This is a genomic window from Streptomyces sp. NPDC058632, assembly GCF_042717095.1.
In the GTDB taxonomy this organism is placed as follows: domain Bacteria; phylum Actinomycetota; class Actinomycetes; order Streptomycetales; family Streptomycetaceae; genus Streptomyces.
On sequence record NZ_JBHXQZ010000014.1, the window covers coordinates 54,867 to 80,988 of the forward strand.

The following is a 26,122-nucleotide window of genomic DNA, read 5'->3' on the forward strand; positions in this document are numbered from 1 at the left end:
CCGACCTCACCTTCGGTCCACCCCCTGCCCGGCGGACAGCGGCGTCCGCCGAACCCCTAGGAGTCCTCCCGTGGCCCTCTCGGTCTTCGACCTGTTCTCGATCGGTATCGGGCCGTCCAGCTCGCACACGGTCGGCCCGATGCGGGCTGCCCGCATGTTCGCCCGGCGGCTGCGCAACGAGGAGCTGCTGGACTCGGTCGCCTCGGTCCGCGCGGAGCTGTACGGCTCGCTCGGCGCCACCGGACACGGCCACGGCACGCCCAAGGCGGTGCTGCTCGGCCTGGAGGGCGCCTCGCCCCGCACGGTGGACGTGGAGACGGCCGACGAGCGGGTGGAGAAGATCAGGGACGGCGGCCGGATCCGTCTCCTCGGCGAGCACGAGATCGCGTTCTCCTTCGACGACGACCTGGTACTGCACCGCCGCAAGACGCTCCCGTACCACGCGAACGGCATGACCCTGTGGGCCTACGACGCGTCCGGCGCCGAGGTGCTGTCGAAGACGTACTACTCGGTGGGCGGCGGCTTCGTCGTCGACGAGGAGGCGGTGGGCGCGGACCGCATCAAGCTCAACGACACGGTCCTGAAGTACCCGTTCCGCACGGGCGACGAGCTGCTGCGCCTGACCCGGGAGACGGGCCTGTCCATCTCGGCGCTGATGCTGGAGAACGAGCGCGCCTGGCGGACCGAGGAGGAGATCCGCGAGGGACTGCTGGAGATCTGGCGGGTGATGCAGGCGTGCGTGGCGCGCGGCATGTCCCGCGAGGGCATCCTGCCGGGCGGCCTGAAGGTGCGCCGGCGTTCCGCGAACACGGCACGCAAGCTGCGCGCGGAGGGCGACCCGAAGGCCCTCGCCATGGAGTGGATCACGCTCTACGCGATGGCCGTGAACGAGGAGAACGCCGGCGGCGGCCGGGTCGTCACCGCGCCGACCAACGGCGCGGCCGGCATCATTCCCGCCGTCCTGCACTACTACGTCAACTTCGTCCCCGGTGCCGACGAGGACGACGTGGTCCGCTTTCTGCTGGCGGCCGGTGCGATCGGCATGCTGTTCAAGGAGAACGCGTCCATCTCCGGGGCCGAGGTCGGCTGCCAGGGCGAGGTCGGCTCCGCCTGCTCGATGGCGGCGGGCGCCCTCGCCGAGGTGATGGGCGGCTCGCCGGAACAGGTCGAGAACGCCGCCGAGATCGGCATGGAGCACAACCTCGGCCTGACCTGCGACCCGGTCGGCGGCCTGGTCCAGATCCCGTGCATCGAGCGCAACGGCATGGCCGCGGTGAAGGCGGTCACCGCGGCACGGATGGCGATGCGCGGCGACGGCTCGCACAAGGTGTCCCTGGACAAGGTCATCAAGACCATGAAGGACACCGGCGCGGACATGTCCGTCAAGTACAAGGAGACGGCGCGGGGCGGGCTGGCGGTGAACATCATCGAGTGCTGAGGATGAGGGCCTGACCAGCTCTTTTCCTTCCTTTAGCGCGGGCGGGGCCTTCTCTGCCTGCGCGGCGGAGGGGCCCTGGGACAGAACCGGAAGGGAGCGGACCGCCCCTCACACGGGCACGATCCGCACGTCGTACCGCGGGATCCGCTTGTCCCTCGTCATCAGGGTCATCCCCTCGATCTGTGCTTGAGCGACCAGTATCCGGTCGAAGGGGTCCCGGTGATGCGCCGGAAGCCTGCCTGCCCGCACCCCGTGCCCGGTGGTGACGGGCAGGCCGGTGAACTGGCTGTCGTGTACCCGCTCGGCCAGGTCTTCCGGGCCTTCCAGTTTTCCGGGGGACTGTTTGACGGCGATCTCCCACGGCGATACGGCACTGACGTACACCGCGGGTTCGGTGTCGAGCAGATCCTTGATCCCACCGGTCAGCTCGGCGGAGTCGTCCAGCCACCACAGGACCACACGGGTGTCGAGCAGGAGTCGCATCAGTGCATCCCGAAGGCGTCGGCGATGTCGTCGGGCAGTTCGTCGAAGTCGTCGGGGATGTGGATCCGCCCCCGGAGCGAGCCCCGGCCGGTCCGCTTCACCTCGGGACGCAGCGGCACCACCTTGGCCACCGGCTCCCCCGCCTTGCTGATCACGATCTCCTCACCGGTCGCGACCTGCTCCAGGATCCGCGGGAAGTGCATGGACGTTGTACTGACGGGCTGCTTCCATGGCTGCCTCACCATACGGTCACCAGGTGGACCAAGCGCTGGACCAAGGATGGCTCTCCGAGAGGCGCGACGCACCGGTCGCGCTCCCGGCCCGGTGATCACGCCGACGTTGTCGACAGGTCGTGGAGCGCCGGGGCCCGCCGACGAAGTTGTTGTGGATCTCGGGGTGCCAAGCAGCGACGGGGCCCCCGGGCGTGGGCCGGACCTGGTCCGCTGCGGGGGCCCCGCAAGGAAACGGCACACGGGTTGAGGGCGGGGCGTCGCGGACGGCGTATGTTGTCCTCGTTGGTCGGGTTCTGGTCCGGGCATGGGGTCCGGTGTTCTGTTGAGGGTTGGTGCACATGGTTGCTGGTCGTGTGGTGCGGTTCGACGCCGTACGGGGTTACGGGTTCATCGCTCCGGAGCACGGTGGGGAGGACGTCTTCCTCCACGTCAACGACGTGCGGATTCCGGAGCATCAGCTGCGTCCCGGGGTCACCGTGGAGTTCGAAATCGAGGAGGGCGAGCGGGGGCTCAAGGCCTCGGGTGTACGGCTGGCCCAGGGCGCGAGCGCGGTGCCCTCCGCCGGGGTGGGCCGGCACCCGGACGGCGACGAGTCGTTGTGCGACGTGCTCACCGCCGAGGAGTACCTCCAGGAGGTCACGGAGGTCCTGCTGTCCGCCGCGCCCACGCTGACCGGCGAACAGATCCTCCAGGCGCGTCGCGGGCTGCTGCAGTTCGGCAAGACCCACGGCTGGTGCGACGGGTGAGACGGGGCGGGTTCGGCCCGCACCGGCCGGGCTCGGCTCCGGCCCCTCCGGCCCTGTCCGGTCAGTCTGCGCCGTCCGTCCGTGTCCTGCTCCCGATCGTCTCCGCGAGCGGACCGGACTCCAGCACGGTGCCCGCGGGGCTGGGCGGGTTGACGTACAGCGCGTGACCGTGGGGCAGGCGGGCCAGGAGGTCCGAGGCGGCGACGAGTTCGAAGGCGAAGCCGCCCACGGTGTCGAGGTGGGGCGCGGCGGTGAAGACCGGGACCACGAGCCTGCCGTCCTCCACGGCGGCGGTCACCGGTGTTCCGTCCGGCAGGGTCAGCACCGCCACCTCGGCGGCGGCCAGAGCGCGGAGTACGTCCTCGGCCGGCCCGTAACCGGTGGCAGCGAGCTGGAGGGCCTCGTCGACGCCGTCGGTGGCCTCGGGCCAGCCGAGCGATTCCGGGGAGGGGCGGTGTGCCTCGTTGTCCTCCCACTCCTCGATCTCGCCGGTCGTTCCCGTGCGCCAACGGCCGACCACGGCCCAGTCGGGCGGCACGCCCTCGCCGTGCCAGCCGGGGTCGACCATGCTGATCCAGTGCTCCGGCGCGAGCCGTGCGGCCTCGACGATGTCCTCGGGGGGCATGGGCATCACTGCCCCACTCCGCTCACTCGCCTCATTCACCCGCACGCACTCTCCCGACACACATGGCTGCCATCCGTCGCTCCACTCGTCACTGCCACTCGTCCGCCTGCTTCACCCACCGGGCATGTGGACCATCCGTCCCGAGGGGCGGCAGTCCGAGTCCGTGCCGGAGCCGGGCGGCCAGGTGCATCGCCGCCTGAAGGTCCGCCCTCCCCGCCGCCAGGAGGTCGGCGATCTGCCGCACCGCGTCACGGAATTCCTCCCCGGCGTACCGGGAATCCGCGAGCACGGAGTGCGCCTCGCGCGGCAGTACCAGCCCGATGGCCGTGTCCCACGCCCGGACGGCGTCCATGCCCGTGCCCTCGGCCGGGAGCGTCCTCTCGAAGGCCGTGAACGCCGACCGCCAGATCCGCCGCGACACCGTGGCCGCGATGGCGTCGAGCGTGTCCGGCCACGGGCCGGGCCGTGCCAACAGCAGCCGCACCTGGTCGAGCGGTGCCAGTCTGCTGCCCCGCAGGCCTCCACCGAGTTGCGCCTCGACATCCATTCCGGGGGTCACCGTGATGCCCGCGGCCCTCAGGTCGATCAGGCCGACGATGTCGGCACCGTCGAACCGCGGCGGATTGCCGGGCAGGTCCTCGGCCGTCAGCTGCCTGGCGACCCACTGGCGCTGGGCAGCGTCACGAGGGACGACGGGCACGTACCCCACGTCGGCGGAGCCCTGTCGCGAGGCCGGGTCGTCTGCGCTGCCGTCCGGGCCGTCGCCGTCGGCCGTGACGACGTCGGGGGCGGTTCCGGCGAGCGTGATGACGGCGCCGGAAGCGGATCCGGCGGACTGTCCGGGCAACTCGGGCGGACGGATCCGCGACCAGCGTGCCGCGTTGTCCTGGGGCGAGGTCATCACGAGAAGGCTCTCGTTCACCGCCGGCCGCCGGTCGAGGAGCCGGAGGGGCCGCGTCGGCAGCCACACGCTCCGGGCGGCACCTGTCCGGGCGGCAACCGCCTCGGCCAGCTCGGGAGCCCCTGAATCCACCCCGACGGGAACGACCACGACGTCCCGGTCCAGCTGCGCCAGGACGGGGTCGTGGGAGAGCAGTTCGGCGATCTCCTCGTAGGGCACCGAGCGGGTGCTGTCGCCCGGCCAGGGCATGTCCACCTGTCCCGGGGTGGTGCCGCTCATGTCCAGCACGTACCCACCGGGATGGGCGCTCTTTGCGGCCCCCTGCCTGTGCCAGGGCGCCAGGGCCCCCTGGCTGTTGCTCAGTCCGCCGCTGGGCGAGATCACGTAGCGGTCCGCCCACAAGCGGTTCGGGACGGGGCTTCCCGTCCAACTGCGTCCGGCCTTGGCACCGTTCGGGGCGGTGATGAGGGTCCGGTCATCCAGCGCGCCGTGGCGTTCGAGGTCGTACGCGGCGAGCGCCGTGGGATCGTAGGTGTCACGGCCGAGGGCCGCCGCCGTGGCCGCCATCCGGAGCAGGTCCGCCCGCAGGGCCTCGTCCCGCGGATCCTCGCCGGTGCCGGCCAGATGGAGCGCCTTCGTCGTCAGGGCGTCGGGGTCGGGATGGTTCTCCACGCTCTCCACGGCCTTGACCGTGGCCCACAGCGCGTTCTGCCGGTGGGCCTCGGTGACCTGCGCCGACGTGCGCAGACCCAGCACCGAACGGGCCCACTGGTCCGGATCGTGCTCTTCGATCAGTTCGCGGGCCCGGTCCACGGAGGGCAGGGAGACGAAGTCGGGCAGCGCGGACCGGGGGTCGGTGGACAGCCGCGCCGACGCGGCCTCGAGCATCGTCCGTACGTCGGCGGGCTCCGGCGGCGCGGGCCGGGTGCCGGGGGTGGTCGTCAGGCCGTGGTGCGCGCGGGTGACCCGGTCGAGCAGGTCGAGCGTCAGCTCACCGTGTCCCCGCAGGTTCTCGTCCCCGCGGCGCATGACTTCCAGGGCGCCGATACCGCGCAGGAGCCGGCGGTAGGTGCCGGCCGGGTCGTCCCTGTCGTGCTCCACATCGACGCCGAACGTCATCCGGAGGGCGCGGACCAGCCGCAGCGCCGTGTCCCGGGCCATGGCCCGGGTGAAGTCGGGGGACGTCTCCAGGCCGGCCAGAGCGGCCAGGGCGTCGAGTTCGTCCGGGGTCGGCTCGGGTCGCAGCTTCACCATGTCCACCGGGTCGTTCGCCGGCGTGGTGGGGATCCCGTGGTGGTGCAGTTTCCCGTTCGCGTGGCGACTCCAGTGCTCCCTCTCGGGGGCATAGACGTCGCGCCGCGTCACGTTGGAGACGCCCTGGGCCGCCGACGAGGCGGAGAGCGGGTCGGGGACGAACGGGCGGCTCCGCTTCAGGGCGGCGGCGGTGTGCCCCTCCGGTCCGCTCCCCCAGCAGGACAGGAACACGATGGGGGTGTCCCGGTCCAGTCGTGCCACGCTTCGGCGCCGCCGGAGGAAGCCACCGGTTTCAGAGCCCCGGACCGGAACGTTGCCCTGGAATTCATTGACCATGAGGGTCTGGCCCGGCAGACCGTGGACCAGGAAGAAGTAGGGCTTCCGGCCCTTCCAGGGAACCGGCCGGGGGTCTCCGACCGGTTCACTGGTGAGCGGGTCGTAGACGGACCACTCCGTCGACCGGGTCATTGTCTGCAGCAACGGCTCGAGCTGGAGCAGGTCGGCGCCGTTGAGCACGGCACGGCCGACGGGCCGGCCCTCGTCGGTGAGGGTGAAGGACATGACCTTCCCGTCCTCGAGGGTCCTCCCCTCGATCGTGTGCAGGACGCCTTCCCCGGGCCCCGGCCGTTCCTCGTCCGGGCCCAGGTCGTCGGGCCCGCTGCCGATCCACTCGCCCAGCGGCCCGCTTTCGAAGACCCGGTCGTCGGCCACCTCGATGCGGTGGCGGCCGGTGCCGGGGTACGGCTTCAGGGCGGCCTCGCCACTGTGCGACCACAGCGTCCTGCCGGACCGGGCCGCGGCCCTGCGCGGCAGATCCAGTCCCATGGCGCCGGCGTTCTGCGAGACGAGCACCACCTCGGCGCCGTCCTCACGGCTCGCCAGTTCCTCGTCCAGCGCCAGCAGCTCGGCGAACTCCTCCGACGACAGCTTCCACCGCTTGCTGCCGTCCGGCAGGGACAGCCCGACCTTCGTGTGGTCACCGTCCTTCGTCCCGATCACGTACGGGAGGGGAGCACCGGGCCGGCGTGCCCACGGCGAGGGCTGGGAGTCCCTGCTCCCTCCGTCCACCACGTCGTACGAGGAGACGTCCACGTCCCGGGCGGGCCGGCCCGTCCAGTTCCGGCCCAGCGGGGTGCCGTCCGGTGCGGTCAGGCGGGTGGCGTCGGACAGCAGGCCCTGCTTGCCCAGGTGGTACGCGGTCAGCGACGCCCGGCTGGTCGCCCGGCCGGCCGCCATCGCCTCGTCCACCAGCTCGTACAGCCTGCGCACGCGGTTCGACAGACCGTCGACGTCGAAGCGCACCGGTACGGGAGCGGAGTCCGTGGACCCGCCGTCCGAGTCGCCGTCCGAATCGCCGTCCGAATCGGGGTCGTCCCCGGGGTTGTCGTCGAGGTGCAGGAGGTTCCTGGCGAGCCTGTCCGGGCCGGTGAAGTAGTCCGCCTCGCCGAAGTCCTCCGGACTCAGTTCCGCCAGCCGGGCGACGGCCTCCGACAGGGGGGAACGGTCGACCGTGATGACCGCCTGCCGCCGTGCCGCCCGCCCGGTGGCGCCGTCGATCGGGCCGACGCCACCGATGTCCCGGCCGCCGCTCTCCGTGGTGATCGGGAAGTCCTCGGCCCGGACCGTGCCGCCCCGTACTTCCGCGACGTCGCGCACAGCCCGCTCGTTGAGTTCCAGCTGGCGCCGGATCTCCTCGAGGAGGAGGTCGCGCACGGCGTCCGCCCGCTGCCGGCCGACCGTCCCGGCGTGCTCAACGGCACCGCCGGACAGCGCGAAGCGCGGGCCGTTGCTGTAACCGGTGACCGTGATCCCGGGGAGCCGGAGGCCGGCCCCGAGGTCCCTCAGGCCGGACACCACGATCTCCTCGGCCAGCTCGGCGAGTTGCCGGCGCTGGACCGGATCGGTGATGTCCCGGTGGCGGTGCTCGAAGGCGACCCGGGTGCGGGACGGGGAAGGCGTCGGGGCGGGCTCGGCGGGCCCGTCGTCGTCCGACACCGCCACGCTTTGGGCCTCGTCGTCGGGGCCGAGCTCGGGGACGGTGTCCGACAGCGCCCCCGGAGCGGTCGGCCGCGCCACCGTGTCCGTCGGGGCCGGGGCGTCGGTGGAGGTCGGCGGCGCGGCGGGGGCGGTGGGTCCCACGGCGTCGGAGGGCCGCAGCCGGCCGGCGCGTGCGGCGTGCAGCAGGTGTGCCAGGGAGCCTGCGGTCAGCGACCGGTCCCAGCCCTGCCGGGCGGCGTGCCGGCCGACGACGTGCCGGAGCCCGCTCCAGGTGAGCAGGCCGGGGCCGGCGTTGCCGGCCGCCTGGAAGCTCAGCCTTTCCAGGGCACCGAAGCCCTCGATCAGCTCGTGGAACTCCGCCTCGCGGTCCGGGTCGGAGTCGATGTGCACGCCGTGGGTCTGCCGCAGGGCCCGCACCCAGTGCCGGGCGCGGTCGGCGCGGTCCGGCAGCCGGTCGGGCAGTCCGCCCAGGTCGGCGAGCGCGTCGAGGGCGGCGGTCCCGGGCTCGGGAAGGAACTCCTCGATGTGGCCCGTGGGATTGTCGGGGTCGTCGTACACGATCAGGCGCGGCGGCAGGCCGCCCTCGGCCTCGCTCGGCGAGATCTGCCGGTCCACGGTGAAGACGGTGCGGCGGGTCTCGTTGGCGACGTACTGGGCGGAGGTGGGATGGGTGAGCAGGTCCTGGTCGGCGCGCGTCATGGACAGCTCGCAGAACAGCAACCACACCGGCTGCTCGGGAGACAGCGCCCGCAGGCTCCTGCGCCGTGCCAGCATCCGGCCCAGATGCCGGGGATGGACCGCCTGGTTGGCGCGGGTGCTGCGGCGGGGCACGGTGGTGCGTCCGCTGTCGCCGTGGCCGACGACGACGTAGGAGTCGGCCAGGCCCCGCGGCAGGGGCAGCAGGCCGCCCTGCCGCCCGGCGTACACACCGGGCAGTCCTTCCACTTCGTTGGTGTGGTGCTGGATGGCGGACACCACCCGCAGGGCCTCCTCCCGCATCGCCATGTCGTGCGCGTTGAGGAACGCCCGCCCGGTCAGCGTCTGCCCGTCGACCGTGACCAGCGGGTACGAGTGGACGTCGGCGTCGGGGAAGACGGTGCCGTTCGCGGCCCTGACGGTGGCCGCCGGGTCGTCCGGGACCAGTCCCGGGTCGGCGGGGATCCAGGTCCCCGCCGGGTCGCTCCCGGAGACCGGCGGGGCCAGGACCGGAACCCGGCGGCCGTCCGGGGCCCTTTCTAGTCGCAGGTCGCCGTAGGTGAACCAGACGCGGGTGCCGGTGCGGTCGGCGATCACCCGTGCGAGGGCCTCGTTGCGGCCGTCCTCCTCCCCGATCAGGAGCACCACGGGCACATTCGGCTGCCGCTCGGGGTCGTGCAGCACCAGTTCGGCGAACTCCTCGTCCGACACCGGCCGTCCGTCCGCCGTCATCGCTCCCTCGGCGTTCCGTTCGGCCACCGCCGCGTAAGCGGCGGGCCTCCAGGGCGCGGGGTGGACGCCCCGGGGATCGGCGACCACGTCCATGTGCAGGTGGACACCGGGACGTCCGGTCCAGTTCCTGCCGTGCGGCGCGCCGTCGTCCCCGCTGAGCACGGACTGCTCCGGGTAACCCTGCCGGGTCAGCCCGTAAGCGGCGATGGCGTCCAGGCTGCCGCTCCGGCCCCGGCGATGGGCACTGCTCACGAGGGTGAGGGCGTCGTAGTGCCGGGCCGCGTCCACCGGTTCGTCCGGCGCCAGGTGCAACAGCATCCGGGTGATGCCGTCGAGGTCCAGGTCGGCGCCGAAGCGGGGGTGCCCGGCGCGCACCGCCTCGATCACGCGCAGCGAGTTGAACAGCCCGTCGCGCAGCTCCGGCGGGAGCGGCTGGGAGCCGAAGGTGGCGTCGACGAGTGCCCACAGTTCCTGGAGACGCTGCTGGACCGCGCTGTCGGTGGGCGGCGGTGCGGCGGCGGACCGTGCCTCCGGCACCGGAGTGGGCAGCGGCAACGGCAACGGGGCGGGAGTGTGCGGCTGCGGCGCGTGCACGCCGGTGGTGCCGTCCCACAGGGCGCGGACGGCCACGTAGGAGTCACTGCCGTCACCCGGGTCGCCCTCGGCGACGTCCCACAGCGCACGGGCACGGGCCAGTGCCTCGTTCTCCACGTCGGTGGCCTCGACGGGGTTGACGTCCGCGGGGCGCGACCCGCGGGGACGGGCCGGTTCGACGCTGCGCGGGTGGCGGGGCGCCGTCCGGGGGCCCTCGCCGTACAACCGGCGCAACAGGGGGTACAGGGCGGGCTGGCGGGTGCGCACCCACTCCGGGCCGGCGTTGTTGCGGGGCAGCCCGGTGTAGGGGTCGCTGCCGCCGTTGGCCATGAGGTAGACGTTGGTGAGCTGGGCGAAGAACTCGAGCTCGTTATGGCTGCTGTAGTTGGGGGCGCTGCGGCGGCCGTCGGCGTCGTAGCCGTGGAGGGGGCCGTCGGGCCAGTTGCCCGCCTCGCCGGCCCGTGTGGTGGTGCGGAAGGTGTCGGTGATGCGCTGCCGGTCGACGGCGTCCAGACCGTGCAGGTGAAGGGTGTGGGCGAATTCGTGCAGGGTGGTCGAGTAGCCGTCGGGATAGGCGGACATGCCGGTGCCGACGGTGGTGCGCTCGCCGAGCAGGTTCTCCTCGGTGACGGCCGCGGTGCGCGTGCCGACACCGCGGACGTCGTCCCAGGGGCGGCCGTCGCCGGTGACGGCGCCCCGCAGGAAACGGAAGGCGTCCAGGGAGGTCATGGCCTCGCTCCTGGGCACCACCACGACCCGCGAACCGCCCTTGAGCAGCCGCGCCGCGACGTCGGGGTCCCGCAGCAGTCGGGCGACCTGGGCACGGGCCCGGTCACCGGCGGAGACGGGCTGTTCGACCCCGTCGGGCACCTGCGTCATGAGGCGCGCCGCGACCGAGGCGAACTCGGCCGGGGCGAGCCCGGCACGCAAGGCATCGACGAGCACGGGATCACCGGCCAACCGCTCACGGTCCGCGGGCGGCAGCGACGCCAGCGTCGCGTCGCGGTCGGCGGCGGACAGGCCGGGCAGCCGCGCGGCGAGCGCCCGGACCGGGTCCGTGGTCACCTCCGGACGGACCCGCAGCCCGTCGGCCAGCGCGGTCAGTCCGGCGCGCAGCGCGGGCAGGTCGGCGTCGGTGACGCCGAGGGAGCGCCACGTCTGTTCGTGGCGGGCGAGGGCATCGGGGTCCAGGGCGGCGGAGTCGAGCAGTTCGCTGAGCCGTACGACGAGGGAGGGGGCGGCGCCGACGGGCCGCGCGGAACGGTAGGCGTCCTCGCGCGCGAGTGCCGGCGTGACCGTACGAGGGCTGTCGGCGGGGGTGTGGTGAAACGCCCACAGCAGGTCGAGGAGGTCGCGTCCGCGCAGTTCGGGGTCGGTCCCGGTGGCCAGGGCGAGGGCGGCGTCGGCCAGGGAGTCCGCGGGCGCCGGCACGGTGAAACCGTCGACCGTGACCGTGCCGGAGGCCGGCCGGTCCACCGCCGTGATCGTGATGTCGACGCCGTTCACCGACAGGTCGAGAACACGGCCGCCGCCCGTGACGGGCCGGACCCGCACCGACGCTCCGGGCATCTCCCGCTCCAGCGCCCCGCGTATCCCGGCGGCGTCGGGCAGGGCGGCCGCGGACAGCTGGAACTCCACGGCACCCAGTGGCCGGGACTGACCGAACTGCACCCGGCCGCGGGCGGCTCCGGCCAGCACCACCGGGTGGCCGAGGCCGTGCAGCACGGCACCGACCCGGCGCGCGACGTCCAGCTTGCCGGTGCCGTCACCGGACGGCGTGCCCGGCTCGTACGCCCCAGCCCCCTTCAGGGGGCCCGGGACACCGCGGCCGGCCGGGGTGGCGGTGGGGGCCGATGGCGGAGGCGGGGGCGCGGGCCGCGGGAACGGCGGGGGTTCCGCCGGCGGGGCCGGGGCGGGTGCGGCGGTCTTCACCTGGTCGGTCCGGACGACGACGCCCAGGCGGTCGCTGAACAGGGCCGCCACGTTGGCCAGCCAGTCGGCGGCTTCCTCGGCGTCCAGGCCCGGCCGGACCTGGTCGCTCATGTAGCGGCCCGACTTGTCGTTCACCACCCAGGAACGCAGCTTCTCGCTCCAGCGGAACTCGCCGGACACCCGGCTGCGCCCCGGTAGCGTCCGTCCGGCCTTCTTCTCGTCGTCGGCGTCGACGAATCCGGCGGCGATGCCGGTGTGGCCCAGCCCGTCCAGTGCCTCGCGCAGTGCCTGGGCCGTCAGATCGGGATCCCGCTCCCGCATGCCCGCCAGCAGCGCGTCGAACTGCTCCTGGGTGACGATCCCGCTCAGACTCTCCGTGCCCAGGATCACCCGCCCGTCATCGGTGACCGTGTACAGCCACACCGCGTCCCGGTTCCCGGTGATCACCAGGTTCGGATCCACCTCGTCCAGCGGCACCCACAGGGGGTTCAGCCGTACGTCGCCGTCCTGGTCGCGTTCCTCGTCCTTGACCCGCTTCGGCAGGACCGGGGCGCCGAACCGGTCGCGGGGTACGGCGTCGCTGCCCTCGTAGTGGTTGGTGCCGTTGTAGTAGACCTCCGTCTGCCGCAGGGCGTCGTCGGGTCCCACGTCGCTGACCCGCCGGACACCGGACGGGAACGACCGCACCACGTCGACCCGCAGGTCGAACGCGTGCGCCAGGAGAGGCAGGAAGATCTCTCCCTCCGGTGTCCCCCAACGCTGCTCCCAGTTGACGACGGCGTCCAGGAGCAGGGGCAGTTCCCGGTCGTCCAGCGGCGCGGCGCTCTGCGAATAGACCGTGGGGAGCAGGCGGCGCAGTGCGTCGTCGTCGAGGTCGTCGGGCGTCGGCAGCAGACCGTGCTGCTCGAGATGCTCGAACATCCGGCGCGGGCTCAGGTTCTCGGCGTCCGCCTCCTGGACGGCCCGGGCGTCCTGCGGGGAGACGCCCGGGGCGGCGGGTTGTGACGCCATGCGGGCGTCGACGTACCGCCTCAGCAGTTCGGCGGGATCGAGGGCCTCCGGTACGGGGACGTGCTGGACGCCGTGGTGGGCGAGCCGGGCGAGCATCTCTGCCCGGTTCATTCCCTGGACGCGTGCCGCGAACGCGTCGGCGACCGTCTGCCGGAACTGTCCGACGATCTGCGGATGCAGCCGCCCCTCGCTGCGGATCACGTGGTCCTCCACGAGGGACCGCATGGCCTGGAGCACGGCCTGTGACGGGCCGGCCGGGTCCATGCCGGTCGTGGAGTGGATCGCGGCCTGGCGACTCAGTTCACCATGTACCGCGTCGGTCTGCCCGAGCCAGTCGTACGCGGCGCGGTCGGTGGAGGCGAGGCCGTGCAGACGGCTCCGGATGTGCACGGGGTCGCCGGCCATGAAGGAGTAGAGGAGGCACTCGCCCGTGGCGGGCACCCGTACGCGGCGGCCCCTCGCACCGAGGCTGTCGGTCGTCGTCGGCCCGGAGCCCTTCTTGCCGTCCTCCTGATCCTGAACGTCCGACGGCGGGACCTTCGATCCCTCGCCTTCCGTCTTCGTGCCTTCCGTCTTCGCACCTTCCGTCTTCGCACCTTCCGTCTTCGCACCTTCCGTCTTCGCACCTTCCGTCTTCGGGGTTTCGGGCGGAACGGGCGGAACGGGCGGAACGGGCGGAGTGACGGTGTCCGCGGGGGGCACGGGCGGCGCCACGGTGTCCACGGGCGGCACAGGCTGCCGGGTGTCCGGGGATGGCGTGTCCGCCGGCGGTGTCCGTCCGGCCGGCAGCGCCAGTTGGTAGTGGCGGTCGTCGAGGCTCAGCACCACGTGTGCGCCGGTGTGTCCGGATGTCTCGACGAGTCCCCGCAGGTTCTCCTCTCCCGTCGGGTGCCCGGGGGTGAAGTCCTGGAAGCCGCCGTCGCTGCGGACCACCGTGACGCGCACGCCGAAGGTCCGTGCGGCGAGCAGCGGGAGCAGGTCCGCCGCGGAGTGGTTCCAGCCGGCCTCGGACGTGGCGTCACCCGGGCGGAGGAGCTGGGCGACCGCCAGTTCGGCCCGTACCCCGGGTGCCAGATCAACAGCGTGCGGGACGAGACCGCCGAGGGCGTCGAACTCACGGCGTGCAGGGGTGTCCGCTGCGAGGTCCAGGCCCGCCGCGGCGATCTCGTCCGCGCTGAAGGAGTCGGTGGCGTCCGGGGCCACGGCGGCCAGCAGGTCCTCGTCGGCGTGGTCGGTGAGCCAGGTGGCCATCCTCCGGCGCAGTTCGGCCGTCGCCCGCGGATCGGCGGGGTCGATGCCCTGCGCGGACAGCAGTCCCGGGGCGGCGCGTTCGAGGCCGTGGGCGAGCGCGCGGAAGAAGGCCTCACCGTCCCTCGGCACGTCCTGGAGCGTGTACGTCTCGTTCGCGGGAGACGTGAGGACGGTGTCCGCTCCCGTGCCGGTCCTGGTGTAGCGGGGCGGGGCCGGGGACGGCTCCTTGGGCGCCGTGGGCGGGGCCTGGTAGGTCACCGCGGGCGGCTCGGCGAGACCGTCCAGCTCCTTGCGGCCGTCCTCGGTGGCCGCGAGCCGGTGCCAGCGGGTGAGCTGGTCCGCCCCGGCCCGTACCCGGTGGTATTCCGCCGCGGCCTTCTCCGCCGCGTCCCTGAGCGCGTCCAGTTCGGCGCGCCGGGCGTCGAAGGCGTCGCGTGCCGTGTCCCGGAGGACGGTGGCGTCGTCGAGGCTCCGGCCGGGCGCTCTCGCGGACAGCAGGGCCACCTCGAGCCGCTCGTCGGCCGCGGCCTTCTCGGTACGCGCGGTTTCGAGCCGCAGGTCGGCCGCCTTCCGCAGTTTCCCGGCAGCGGCCGTCGCCTCGGCCAGACGGGCCCGGGCGGCGTCCTGTTCGTCCCGCAGGAGGTCCGCCCAGCCGTCGTGTTCGGGTTCGGCGCCGTACTCGTTCTCGGCGAGGGCGTCGACTTCGGCCTGCGCGGCGGCCACGGTCGCGTCCGCGGTGCCGTGGTCCCGGCGCGCGTCGTTCCCGGCCTGCCGCAGGGCGGTGTCCGCCGTGTCGACGTCGGCCCGGGCGAGGTCGACCGCGCGCGCTGCCGCGCGGGCGGTCCCGGCGGCTCTGTCGAGGGAGGTCTGCGCGGCGTCGAGGTCCGTGCGCAGGCCGGCGGAGGCTCGCCGCTTCTTCCAGTAGGCCTTGTCGGCGTCGACCCATGCCTTGCTCGCACTGCCGACCGCGTCCCACGCCTTTTTGACCTGTTCGGGGAAGTTCGTGTCGGTGACGAGCTTCAGCTCGCGGGCGATGTCCTCGCGGATCCAGGTGAGGACGTACGCCTCGGACTCCATCGCCTGAGGGCCCGATCTGGCCTTGCTGAAGGTCCCGCCCCGGATCCTGTTCGCGAGCTTCGAGTCCACGATGCTCCGGTGCACGTCGCCGACGCTGAGCCAGGTGGCCGGGACGGCGAACAGGAAGGAGCGGTCCGTCTTGGGCTTGAGGTTGCGCGAGGTCAGGTGGTCGTCTCCGACCGGCATCCCGTCGCCGTCGAGGTCGTTGGGGCCGGGGCCGAAGAGTCCGATCTGGTTGAGACCCGCGTTGTTGGGCGAGTCGTACAGGAAGCCGGCGCCGAGGGTCCCGGCCTGGCCGTGCTCGCTGGACGAGGACGTGCCGGCGTTCTCCCCGTACCGCCTGAGCACCTCCAGCTTCTTGCCGTCGGCGACCGTCAGCAGCAGCGCGCGGCTGAAGTCGGGTGTCGAGCGCAGGGTCAGCCGGCCGGTGTCGGTGCCCACGAGGGACTTCGCGGTCAGTCCCACTACCTGGTAGCCGTCCGGTTCGGTGGTGCGCGGGTAGAACGCGGTGAGCGCCGTGGAGCTGGTGCCGTCCTCCAGCGCCTGCGCGGAGCCGGTGCCCAGCCGGGTCAGGCCGGTCTCCCTGGTGGTGCGCAGGAGTGCGGTGAGGGCGGCGGCGTCGGGGCCGTCCTCGGCCTCGAGGGCACTCAGGGAGAAGCCGGCGTCGTACGCCTTCGTCAGGAGGAGGTCGCCCGCGATGCGGATGTTCTCGATGCCGACGATCCCGCGGGGGTGCATGCCGTTCTCGGGGAAGGTGAACGGCCGCATGACGCCTTCCCCGTCCCGGACCAGTATCTCCTCTCCCGCCTTGGGAAGGGACGCCGGCCGGGGTGCCTCGGCCAGGGCGGGGTCGGCCGTCGGATCGGGTGCGGGCAGCAGCCGGGGGGCTGTGGAGGTGTCGGAAGGGGTGGCCCCGGGCCCGTCCGTCCCGGGTGTCTTCGTCGGGGGCGCCACCGGCTCCATCAGGCTGAGCGGCACGTGTTCGCGCAGCTCGCCGACGCCGTCCTCCTCGATGATCTGCAGGTGGCCCCGGAAACGGTCGAGGGCCGTGGTCTCCCTCTCCGACCGCCCCTCCTCGGCCGGAGCACCGGTGTTGGGGGTGTCGTCGGCTTCCAGGGTGATCCGCATGCGGTACGGGGTGACGATCTCCGCGTGCGGTTCGGTGGACGCCGCCCGGTAGATCGTGACGGTGGTGACCGTGTGACTCGACGCGACCGTCTTCCGGTCGGAGCCGCCCTCGGTGTACGTCGGTCCGGCGGCCACGACCTGCGCGTTGCCGGTGTACACCAGCTGGCTGGTCAGGAGGCCCACGTCCGCCCCGGAGGAGGCCTCCGAGTTCTCCTGGGCGGTCTCGATGGCCCGCCGGTTCTCCTCCAGCTCCGCGCTGTGGTCGAGCCCGTCGAACACGGGCGTCCCGGGGATCAGTTCGACGCGGGCCCGCACCCGCCGGCTGCCGATCCGCACACTGCCCCAGCCCCAGCCTCCGGCGGTGACCAGCGTCGACGGGCCGGTGGTCGTCATCTCCCCCTTCAGGGCCCGCGTGGCGCGGGCCGTCACCAGCTGCCGGACCCTCTCCCGGCCCTCGTCGTCGAGCCCCAGCTCCCCGATCCGCCGGTCGAACGCGAGCAGCACCTCGGTCGGGTCCAGCGAGTTCACCGCGTACGTGCCGAAGGCGGCGCCGCGCAGCCAGGGCTGCGGCGTCCAGAGCTGCCGCGTGTAGCGGGGGACATCGCCCATGCCGTCGTCGAGCAGCCCCATCCGGTGGGCGCTCTTCTCCGGCAGATGCCCCAGCAGACCGCCCGGGCTCGTCAGCTCCGTCCCCGCCGCGCCGGCGAGTGAACGGGGTACGAGGGCACTGGCCGCCGCGGCCGTCCCGATCCGGCCCGTTCCCAGCCGGCTGGAGACCAGCGCGAACCAGTGGTGCACGTCGCCGGCCACCAGCACCTGGTGGGTGAAGCCCTTGCGGTTCATGTCCGCGACGACCGTCCGGACGACGCTGACACTGTGCGCGCGGGACGTCGAGACGGGGTTGGCGACGAGTCCGTACCCGCCCATGAGGCCGTGCCCCGGGCTCTGGGCGACGGAGTAGATCAGCTGGCCGCCGAAGACGAAGCTCGTGCTGTTGCTGGTCTTGCCGGCCGCCTGCCGGGTGCCGCCGAGCGGCATCTCGGTGTCCATGGACATCGACGGCGTGAGGGCGTGCAGGTCCCCGACGGTCGTCGCGTACCGATAGGTTCCCCACAGCTCGCCGTACGGCCCCTTGCCCAGCAGGCCGCTGCCCACCAGGCCCAGCGGCCCCGAGCTCTGGTCGAAGCTCGCCGCGAGGTACTGGGGGGTGAAGGTGCGGACGATCGCCTCCCGGGTGGGGGCGCCCTCCTTCACCAGTTGCCAGGCGCTGCCCGACGCCTCCTTCAGGACCCGGTTCACCTCCGCGGTCAGCATGGGTGACAGCATCATGTTCACGATCACGAACGGGTGCTGCTGGAACTGCCTGAACTGCTTCGTCCCGCGGTCGGCGAGCCGCCCGGCGGGCTGCCCCTCGCCGGCGCCGGCGGGCAGCACGAGGTCGCCCTTCGCCAGTGCGAGAGCCCGTTCGGTGGGCAGGGAGGCGGGAGCGGGTTCGTCGGACAGATAGGGGTTGAGCGCCCCGTCCGCGTGCGGGTCCGTGTCGGGGGTGTGCTGGACGGGGACGCCGATGAGCACCTGTCCGGTCACCGGGCCGCCGCCGCGCAGGTGGCCCAGCGCCGTCCGGCCGAAGAGCACGTTGACCGGCTCGTCCAGGACCAGCAGTCCCGGCAGCCCGAGGCCGAGGCCGCGGATCAGGCCGCGGGGCCGCCAGTAGCCGCCCAGGGTCGCGGTGAGGGACATGTCGTAGCGGTACAGGTGGGTGGGCTGGTTGCTCACCGACATCGGCTCGTTGGTGACCGTCGAGCCGAAGGAGGTCTCCGCCTCCCACTGCCATCCCTGGCGGGCGCCCAGGGTCAGCCCGAGCGTGTTCCGGGGGAGCCCGGCGTCGTCGACGTTGTTGTCGCGGCCCGAGAACGTGCCTTCGAAGCCCAGGTCCACGCCCCGTTTCGCGCTGATCTGGCCGTCGAGCCGGTCGATGCCCTGTGCGCTGAAGCGCATCCCCTCGTCGACGTCCTTGCCCTCGTACCGTCGCCCGGTCAGCGCCCCGTGCACCCGGAGGCTGTAGTAGGTCTGTCCGACGGAGTCGGGGTCCGTGAGCCTGATCGGCAGGCCGACCGTGGTCAGCGCCTCCAGGTTCGCGGTGATGTTCTGCTGGGACAGCACGCCGAGGACCTGCAGGGTGTTCTGGAGCGCGATCCGGTACTTGACGGGGTCGGTCCACCGGGGCGGCACGGGCAGACGCGCGGCCGCGTCGAGCACCTGGTCCGGCTTGCGCGTGAGCAGGTCGTTGAAACGGGCGCGCCAGCCCTTCGGCAGGTTCGGCGGCAGCAGCTGGTCGAGGGGCACCACCAGCCCTTGGCGCAGATGCGCGATGGCGTCCACCACCCCGTCGGCGAACGCGTCCAGCAGGGTGCGGCCGACACCGTCCGCCGCATCCGATGCGACACGGGTGCGCAGGCCGTCGTCGAAGGTGAACTCCTTCACCCGGTGCATGCCCAGGGTGCGCGGACGGTCCGCGGTCAGATAGGGCGGGACGAACGGCGGGGCGACGCCGTTGCGCAGGGCGAGCGAGGTCCCGTCGTCCCATCCGGCCAGCCGCCGTGCCTCGGAGCTGGTCATCCGGTCCAGGCTCCAGGTGAGGAACCGCGTCGGCGGTGCGTTGTCGCCGGCCCGACGGACCCGCACGGACTTCACGACCAGGTACAGGGCGGTCTTGGGACCCTTCACCTGTCCGGCCGACTTGAGGGTGCCGGCCCCGCCGAGTCCGACCGACCAGGTCTTCGCGTACGAGTACTGGGCACTCGGCCCGGCCTGGAGCCGCAGGTCGAAGGGGGCCGTGCCGGGGTCGAGGAAGTTGAAGGCCGGTCCGGCGACGGCTTGCAGCAGCAGGCTTCTGCCCGTTGCCCGGCTGCGCTCGTTGCGGACCGTCGAGGTGTTGATGTCCCGCATCTCGGCCTGGTCGGTCTCCCCGACGAGCACCGCCGCCCGGGGGATCAGTTCCTCCACCACGAAGACGCCCAGCGGTGACTTCTTCTTGTCGTCGGCGAACAGCGGCGGGGTGGTGACGCGGCCGCGCGCCATCGTGCCGCCGTGCCGTTGGAAGCTGTCGCCCGAGAAGAAGACGTCCAGCTCGGTGTAGGCCGAGCTGCCGGGCAGGGCTCCGATCTGTCCGGCAGCCCAGTCGCGGATCGCCGCGACCGGGCCGAACCCCTCGGTACGGACGAGGCGGTACTGGGAGTTGCGGTCCAGGTCGATCGACCGGGGGATGCGGCCCGGCTTCGGCATCTTCGTCACGCTGTCGGGCAGGCGGACCGCGAGCCCGTTGCGGAGGCCGAAGGCGAACCGGGCCGGGGCGGCCGGGTCGGTGTCGGTGCCCGTGACGACCCGGCCGGTGGCGTCGGTGACGCGCATCTCGTAGTACACGTCGTCCAGGAACGACCGTGACTTGTCCAGCGTCCGGGTCTCCATCTGGTTCATGCGCTGGTCGGCCAGCGTGTAGCCGACCTTGTTGATGAAGCCGAACCGCAGGGCGAGACGGCCGAAGCCGCCGAACGCCGCGGTGCCCGCCGGGCCGATCGGCCCGCCCAGGCCGTACTGGGAGTTGGCCTGCATGTTCTTGGTGAACCCGAACGTCGCGGCGCCCCGGTGCATGCTGTCGATCTTCGAGGCGTCACCGATGCCGTCGTCGAACGGGGCCCAGTTGCCGTAGTGACGCGCCCTGACGTACAGGACCCGGACCTTTCCGTCCGCGTTGAGGTAGGGGAACGGACGCCCGTCTCCGTCCGCCAGCGTTTTCGGCTTGTCCCGGAGCGTCTGACGGATGTCGCTCAGCAGCTGCGTGGCGCCCTTGCCGGGCCGGGCGTCCGGCCTGCGCCGCAGCTCGCCGTCGATCGCGTCCAGTGCCTGTTCGAAGCCCCGCAGGACGACCGTGCTCTGGCCGAACGTACTCGGGTTGGCGAGGAGTTGTCCGAGCTCGGCGGCGGTCAGCCCGGGTGGCAGCAGTGCCTGGAGGTCGTCGACGTACTCGGGCATCCGCCTGCCGTCCTCGAACCGGACCGGGGCGCGGCGTGCGGGCGGGGGCGCCATGGCACGGTCGAGGCGCGGGTGGTCCGCGGGGGGCGGGTCCGACTCGGTGGGCTTCGGGACGAGGGCCACCGTCAGGTCCGGCTCCGTGGACGAGGGCGGCTCGCCCGGAGCCTCGGTCTCGTCCTCGGCCGCGAACGTGATGTCGTCCGCTCCGGTGCCGCCGGGGCGGACGGCCGCCCAGTCGGCTGCCGCGGGACGCCCCGGCGCGCTGGGCAGGAGGGAGGGGATGTACGGCCGTGACGGCCCGGCCGGGGCCAGGCTCACACTGCCCTGCGAGGCCCATACGGCACGACCGGTGCCGGCGCTGACGACGGCCCGGGGGTCGGTGTCCGGGGTGCCGCTGCCGGCCGGCCCGGCGGGCGTCGCCGGACCCGCCTGTGTCGCAGGGGCGGCCTTCGGTACGGCCAGGACGACGTCCGTGTCCTGCGGGCGGGTGTTGAGCACCGGGTCGCGTGCCAGCAGCTCGGCGACCTCGTCGTAGGGCACCCTGCCGCGGAAGCCGCCGGGCAGGTTCATGAGGAGGTGGTCCCGGCCGCCTCCGGCCCACACCAGGTAGGCCGGTGACCTGTCGGGGGTGCTCCACGGCGGGCGTTCCTGGCCCACGGCCTGGTAACCGCCGCCCTGCTTGGGGGCGGCGACGACGACGCGGTCGGTGGCCGTGGTCGTAGCCGTGGTCGCGTCGGGCGCGGACGGGGACCAGCGTCGTCCGGTCGGCACGCCGTTGAGGTCGAGCAGTTGCGTCCGGGGCGCGAGGGCACCCAGCGTCTCCAGGTGGAACGCGCCCAGTTCGGTCAGGTTGTCCACGTCGACGCCGACGGCCGCCGCCTGCGCGACCAGGCCGAGCAGCTCGGGCCGCCGGGCCGGGTCCGGCCGGTCCAGATGCAGGACCCTGCCGGTCAGGGCCTCCGGGTCGGGGGTCCGGCTCTCCCACTCCAGGGCCTTCACGCTCGCCCAGAACAGCCGGGCCCGCTCGGGCTGTCCGACGGCCGCCGGGCCGTCGCCGAGACGCAGAACGCGGGCGGCCTCGGTGTCCAGCTCCGGGTCGGACAGTCCGCCCAGCCGCCGCGCCGCGGCCGTCACGTGGGGCAGGGAGACGAAGCCGGTGAGCGTGATGTCCGGTCGGCGGCTCACGGCGTCGGCTGCCCGGGTGAGCAGGTCCCGGTAGGCGTCGGGGGCAGGGGCACCCGCCACGTCGCCCTGCTGGTCCGCGTGGGCCGCGCGTTCGAACAGGTCCATGGAGAACGGGCCGAGGTCGCGCAGCGCCGGGTCGGCTGCGCGCATGCTCTCCAGCGCGCCGATGCCGGCGAGGAGTTCCCCGTACCGGCTGTCGTCCTCGATCGCCGCGCCGAAGGTCAGGCGCAGCGCGCGGACCAGTCGCAGCGTCCGTTCACGGGTCGCGTCGGACACCGGCTGTGAGGGGTCCGTGTGCAGGCCCGCCGCGCGGGCGCGGTCGTCGAGGACGGCTCCGGCGGGTTCGGGGCGGTGCTCCACCCACGCGCCGCGCCGGCCCCGCGAGTCCGTGTAGAGGCGGTGCACGAACGTCCGGTCCGGCAGCACCGCGAAGCTGACCATGTGGGTGCCGCCGTAGGTGGTGCGCCCGGTCTCGTTGGCGACGTGCTGGCTCTCGCTGACGACCGCCAGCGGGTCGGGGACGAAGGTGTCGTCGATGCCCCTGCGGGTGCGGACCACACCGGGCGGCTTCGCGCTGGAGCACGCCTCCATCAGGACGGCGTGGTCCTTGGGGAGCTGCGCCAGGCTCGGACGCCGCTTGAGCATCCCGCCGGTCTCCCGCTGCCGGGTGTGGTGGCGCGGGTCCGTCATGGTCGGTACCCGGGTCGCGCCGGGCCGGCCGTGTGCGCTGAAGACGTACATTGGCTTGCCGGCGAACGGTACGGGCGCGTCGTCCTTGACGGACTCCCCGGTGACCGGGTTGTAGTGCCACAGCTCCGTCGACTCCGTCGCGAGCCGCAGCGCCTCGATCCGGCGCGGAGCCTCGGAGTCCTCGAACACGCCTCTGCCGGTGGTGGTGCCCCGGTCGGTGACGACGCTGTGGGACCGCACCTCGTGCTCCCAGGCCGGCGCGTTCCCGTACTCCGCCGGGTCGAGCACCTGACCGGGGGTACTGCGGATCCAGTGGGCGCGTGGCAGCCCTTCCCCGAACTGCAGGGAGACGACGTGCGGCAGGGCCGGGTCCTGCTGGGGCGACACCTTCACCGTGCCGTTGGCCGACCAGACCTCCCTGCCGGTACGGTCCGCCGCCCTGCGGGGCAGATCCAGACCCCGCGCACCGGCGTCGGGGACGAGCAGCACCACGGGGACGTCCGGGGGGAGCCCGCTCAACGCGGGGTCGAGGGCGAGCAGTTCGGCGAACACGTCGATCGGTACCTGGCGCGGGGCTCCGTCGAAGCCGCGTACGACGACCCGTCGGTGGTCGCCCTCCGTCATCACGACGTACGGTTCCGGCTCACCGGGACGGTGCCATGGCGCGGTGCCCACGTCGCCGCGCGCCAGGCTGCCGTCGGCCTGGCGGACCACCTTGCCGACATGGGCGAGATCCAGGTCGGGGATCGCGCCGTTCGTCCAGTTGCGGCCCCGGACGCCCCCGCCCGGGGCGGTCATCGTACGGGTGGGTGACAGCACCCCCCGGAGCTGGAGGTGGAACGCCGCCAGGGCGGCCAGGCCGCCCGCCGACTCCACCGCCGGGTCCATCGCCACCCGGAACAGCTCGCTGCGCTGCGCGTCGGTCACCGCAGCGGCGGTGTCCAGGAGCAGCACCCGGCGGGTCAGGGCGTCCAGGTCGAGCGGTCCGTCGCGCAGCGCGGGGTCGGCCTGCCGGAGCCGGTCGAGGTGCGTGAGGGTGTCGCGGAGGGCGGGGTAGATCCGGTTGGTCTCGACGCCGGGGCCGAACACACCCGTCAGCAGCTGGTGGTCGAGCGCGTCGGTGGCCGGAGAGGGCTCGGGCGAGTCGGTCATGGACGCGTCGCCGTCCTCCCAGTCCATGATCATGTCGATCGAGTCCGGGGAGCCGGGTACGGAAGAGGGCCCGGCCGGGATCTCGGCCGGTGCCCGGGAGCTGAGCGGCGTCCCGTCGGTGACGACGGGCGGTACGGAGGACACCTCGCCGGCGACGGCCGGGGCCGGTTCCACCAGGGAGGCGGCGGCCGGCAGTTCCCCGGACTCGGTCCGTACGGGCCGGTACGGCGGCGGGAGTTCGGAGGTGGTCCTGGCCTCCGGCCCTGTGGAGGGCGGGCCGGACCGCTCGGTCCCCTCGGACGAGGGGACACGGGTGCCGTCCGGGGTGACGGTGGCCGCCGGGTCGTCGGTGGTGACGGCGTCGGTGCCCGTGGAGGTGGTGACGTGCTCACCGGACGGGGTGGTCTGGGGCCGCTGCTGCGGGGTGGCGTTCGGCGGGGCGGGGGCCGGGGAGGCGGTGGTCGAGGGGGTGGGTGTCGCGGCGGCCGGCGAACCGCCGGGAACCGGGGCGACCGGGGGTGCGAGGGGACCCGTGCGCGGGTCCGGCTGCGGGGTGGCCCGGTCCTGCTGGTCGGGCGTGACCCGGGTGTCGGGGATCCGGGACGTCTCCGGGTTCCTGGAGACGTCGGCGGAGTTCTCGGTGTCGTCCGCGTCGTCGGCGAGCGGTGTCGTCGTGTCGTCGTCCGCCGGCCGTTGGCGTTCCGGGGCGGACCGGGTCTCGGGGGTCCCTGACGTGTCGGGCGCCCTGGAGACGTCCCGGGTGCCGCCGGTGTCGCCCGTGGCGCGGGGGGTACGGACGTCGTCCGTGTCCACGTCCTCGGCGAACGGTGTCGTCGTGTCGTCGTCCGCCGGCCGTTGGCGTTCGGTGCCGTCCGGTACGGAGGTGTTGCCGCCCGTCTGGGTCGACGGCAGCCCCGGGGCGGAGGAGCCGACGGTGGACGGGATGTTCCCCGGGCCGTTGTTCGTGCCGGCGGTCCCGTCGGCCCCCGGGCCGGTGTCCACAGGGGAGGTGAGGGTGGAGAAGACGGTGTCGGTGTCCACGTTCGCCGGCGTCGGCAGGGTGTTCCGGCCGATGACGGAGTCCGGGGCCGTGGTCTCGAGGCCGTCCACGGCGGAGTCGTCGTAGGCGTTCGTGGACGCGTCCGAGGAGGTGTTCGTGGACGACGGTTTGCCCGCACCCGGTGCTCCCGGCCCGGGCTGCGTGCCGGTGTTCCCGTTGGCCGCCACGGGCTGCCCGTAAGGGGCACCATCGAAGGGACCGCCGTGGTCGGAGCCGTAGTCCGTGAGGGAGGAGACCGTCGGGATGTCGCTGATATCGCTGACGTCGCCGAGGGAGGAGGTGTCGTCGTCGTAGGTGACGGAGCGGGGCGGCGTGTACGGGTCGTCCCAGGTGCCGGCGGTGGAGACCGTCCCGGGGCGGGGCAACGGGACCGGGTTCGGGTCGGCATCGGACAGCGAGGGCTTGTAGGGGCCCCCGGTCCGCTCATGGATCCCGTCCTCGTAGGTGTCCAGGTAGGTTTTCCCATACGCGTTGTTGCCACTGTCCCCGTAGCTGTCCCCGTAGGTGGTTTCGTACGTGTCCCCGTAGGAATTTCCGTACCGGTCGCGGTAGCCGTTCCTGTCCCCGCCCCCGCCTCCGCCGTTCGTCAGGTGGTTGATGTCGTCGAGGCCGAAGTCGGGCTTGTGGAAGAACTTGTCGTACATCCACTTGCCGCCGTACTCGGCGCCGGTGGAGGCGGCTTCGAAGAGGAGTCCGCTGAGGCCCGCGCTCACGAACGTCGCGGGGTTGAGCGTGAACGTGCCCAGGAATATGAGGTTGGTGAAGGCCCCCGCGAAGGTTTCCGCCTGGCCTTCGTTGACGAAGGTGAGCGGAAGGTCGAACACTTCCTTCCACGTGTGGTTGTTCTTGAAGATGTTGCGCACGATCGGCGCGCTGAACTGGGAGAACAGGCCCCCGAAGAGTCCCGCGAACGCGCCGGCGACCGCCGACTGCCCGATCTCCGTCCAGTCGAACTCCTTGCGCCGGCGGTCCGGGTCGTCCGGCGCGGTCATGGAGATCAGCTGCGCGGCGAACGTGACGAACGCTTCCTGGATCGCCTCGAGCAGGACCGACAGCGGCGTGGGGACGGCTCGTCCCAGCCGCTGGAGGAGCAGCAGGATGGTGAGCGCGGTGCGCGCCTTGGCGATGGCGATCTCGGTGAGCGAGGTCCCGCCGGTGAAGACGGACAGCGCGGCGATCAGGGCCAGCTCGATGTTCATCAGGATGAACTCGAGGAGGATCTGGTACTTGGCCTCGGAGAGCTTCATCGAGCGGTCCACCTGCCGCGAGCCGATGTCCCGGAGCTCGTCGGAGAACTTCTGCAGGTGGTTCTGGCCGTTGTCGTCGACGAACAGCTTCATCGCGGCGACGAACTCGTCGGCGATCCGCGGCGGCAGCGAGTTCCCGGCGGTGGAGATCGCTCCCTTCATCGCGTCGGACAGGTCACGGACGTCGTCCGCCAGCCGCCGGTAGGGATTGCGGCTGGCGAAGCCCAGGTCCTCGTTGCCGGTCGCGACGTTCGCGCCCACCCAGACCTCGATGAACTCCAGCAGACCGGGCGGGAACATGATCGCCATTCAGCGCCTGGTTTCGCTCTCCGAGCCCTGCGCCTCGATGTCGTCCAGCGCCTGGGTCTGCGGCCGCTGCACGTGCTCGGCCTCCGCGGCGACCGCGTCGACCAGGGCCAGGAACCCGCCGGTGATGGCCGTGACCGTGGCCGACACCTGCTCCTGTTCCTTTCGGACCTGCTCACCGACGGCGTTGGCGAACTCGTCGTCGCCGCCCTCCTCGCCCCACCAGCCCGAGTACACGGCGTAGCCGGTCTCGAACCGGGGCAGCATCTCGTCGCCGTAGCGGACGGCGTCGGCCAGGTGCTTGGAACCTGCCAGGATCGCCTGGATGTCGGCGGAGTAGTTGCCGGCCAT

At 72.8% G+C, this 26,122-nt stretch carries 6 protein-coding genes and 1 pseudogene; 2 read left to right on the top strand and 5 right to left on the bottom strand.

The window, feature by feature from the left end; translation table 11 throughout:
• The first annotated feature begins 70 nt into the window (after nt 1-70).
• Nucleotides 71-1,438, top strand: a complete 1,368-nt coding sequence (locus ACFWVE_RS08255; protein WP_384009456.1) for an L-serine ammonia-lyase — start codon at nt 71-73, stop codon at nt 1,436-1,438.
• Between the two features lie 108 nt (nt 1,439-1,546).
• On the opposite strand, the gene ACFWVE_RS08260 is transcribed toward ACFWVE_RS08255, so the two are convergent.
• Nucleotides 1,547-1,921, bottom strand: coding sequence for a type II toxin-antitoxin system VapC family toxin (locus tag ACFWVE_RS08260; RefSeq protein WP_384009458.1), 375 nt, complete (start codon nt 1,919-1,921; stop codon nt 1,547-1,549).
• Nucleotides 1,921-2,152, bottom strand: a pseudogene (locus tag ACFWVE_RS08265) (type II toxin-antitoxin system Phd/YefM family antitoxin). The gene ACFWVE_RS08260 and the pseudogene ACFWVE_RS08265 overlap by 1 nt, the downstream one beginning before the upstream one ends.
• A gap of 340 nt (nt 2,153-2,492) precedes the next feature.
• Here ACFWVE_RS08265 and ACFWVE_RS08270 point away from each other — a divergent pair.
• Nucleotides 2,493-2,900, top strand: coding sequence for a cold-shock protein (locus ACFWVE_RS08270; protein ID WP_384009460.1), 408 nt, complete (start codon nt 2,493-2,495; stop codon nt 2,898-2,900).
• A 61-nt stretch (nt 2,901-2,961) separates the two neighbouring features.
• Here the strand turns inward: ACFWVE_RS08270 and ACFWVE_RS08275 are convergent, their stop codons facing one another.
• The 3 genes from ACFWVE_RS08275 to ACFWVE_RS08285 all read right to left on the bottom strand — a co-directional run bounded on the left by ACFWVE_RS08275 (nt 2,962) and on the right by ACFWVE_RS08285 (nt 26,122).
• Nucleotides 2,962-3,531, bottom strand: coding sequence for a type VII secretion system-associated protein (locus ACFWVE_RS08275; RefSeq protein WP_384009461.1), 570 nt, complete (start codon nt 3,529-3,531; stop codon nt 2,962-2,964).
• 82 nt (nt 3,532-3,613) lie between these two features.
• Nucleotides 3,614-25,774 (bottom strand): lonely Cys domain-containing protein, encoded by a 22,161-nt coding sequence (locus ACFWVE_RS08280; protein WP_384009463.1) that lies wholly within the window; start codon nt 25,772-25,774, stop codon nt 3,614-3,616.
• Nucleotides 25,775-26,122 (bottom strand): hypothetical protein, encoded by a 348-nt coding sequence (locus ACFWVE_RS08285; RefSeq protein ID WP_359740701.1) that lies wholly within the window; start codon nt 26,120-26,122, stop codon nt 25,775-25,777. It abuts the gene before it with no gap.

Bases quoted from the DNA above. Each gene is read 5' to 3' on its own strand.
- ACFWVE_RS08260 (WP_384009458.1), bottom strand. From the start codon at position 1,921: ATGCGACTCCTGCTCGACACCCGTGTGGTCCTGTGGTGGCTGGACGAC.
- ACFWVE_RS08270 (WP_384009460.1), top strand. From the start codon at position 2,493: ATGGTTGCTGGTCGTGTGGTGCGGTTCGACGCCGTACGGGGTTACGGG.
- ACFWVE_RS08275 (WP_384009461.1), bottom strand. From the start codon at position 3,531: ATGCCCATGCCCCCCGAGGACATCGTCGAGGCCGCACGGCTCGCGCCG.
- ACFWVE_RS08280 (WP_384009463.1), bottom strand. From the start codon at position 25,774: ATGGCGATCATGTTCCCGCCCGGTCTGCTGGAGTTCATCGAGGTCTGG.
- ACFWVE_RS08285 (WP_359740701.1), bottom strand. From the start codon at position 26,122: ATGGCCGGCAACTACTCCGCCGACATCCAGGCGATCCTGGCAGGTTCC.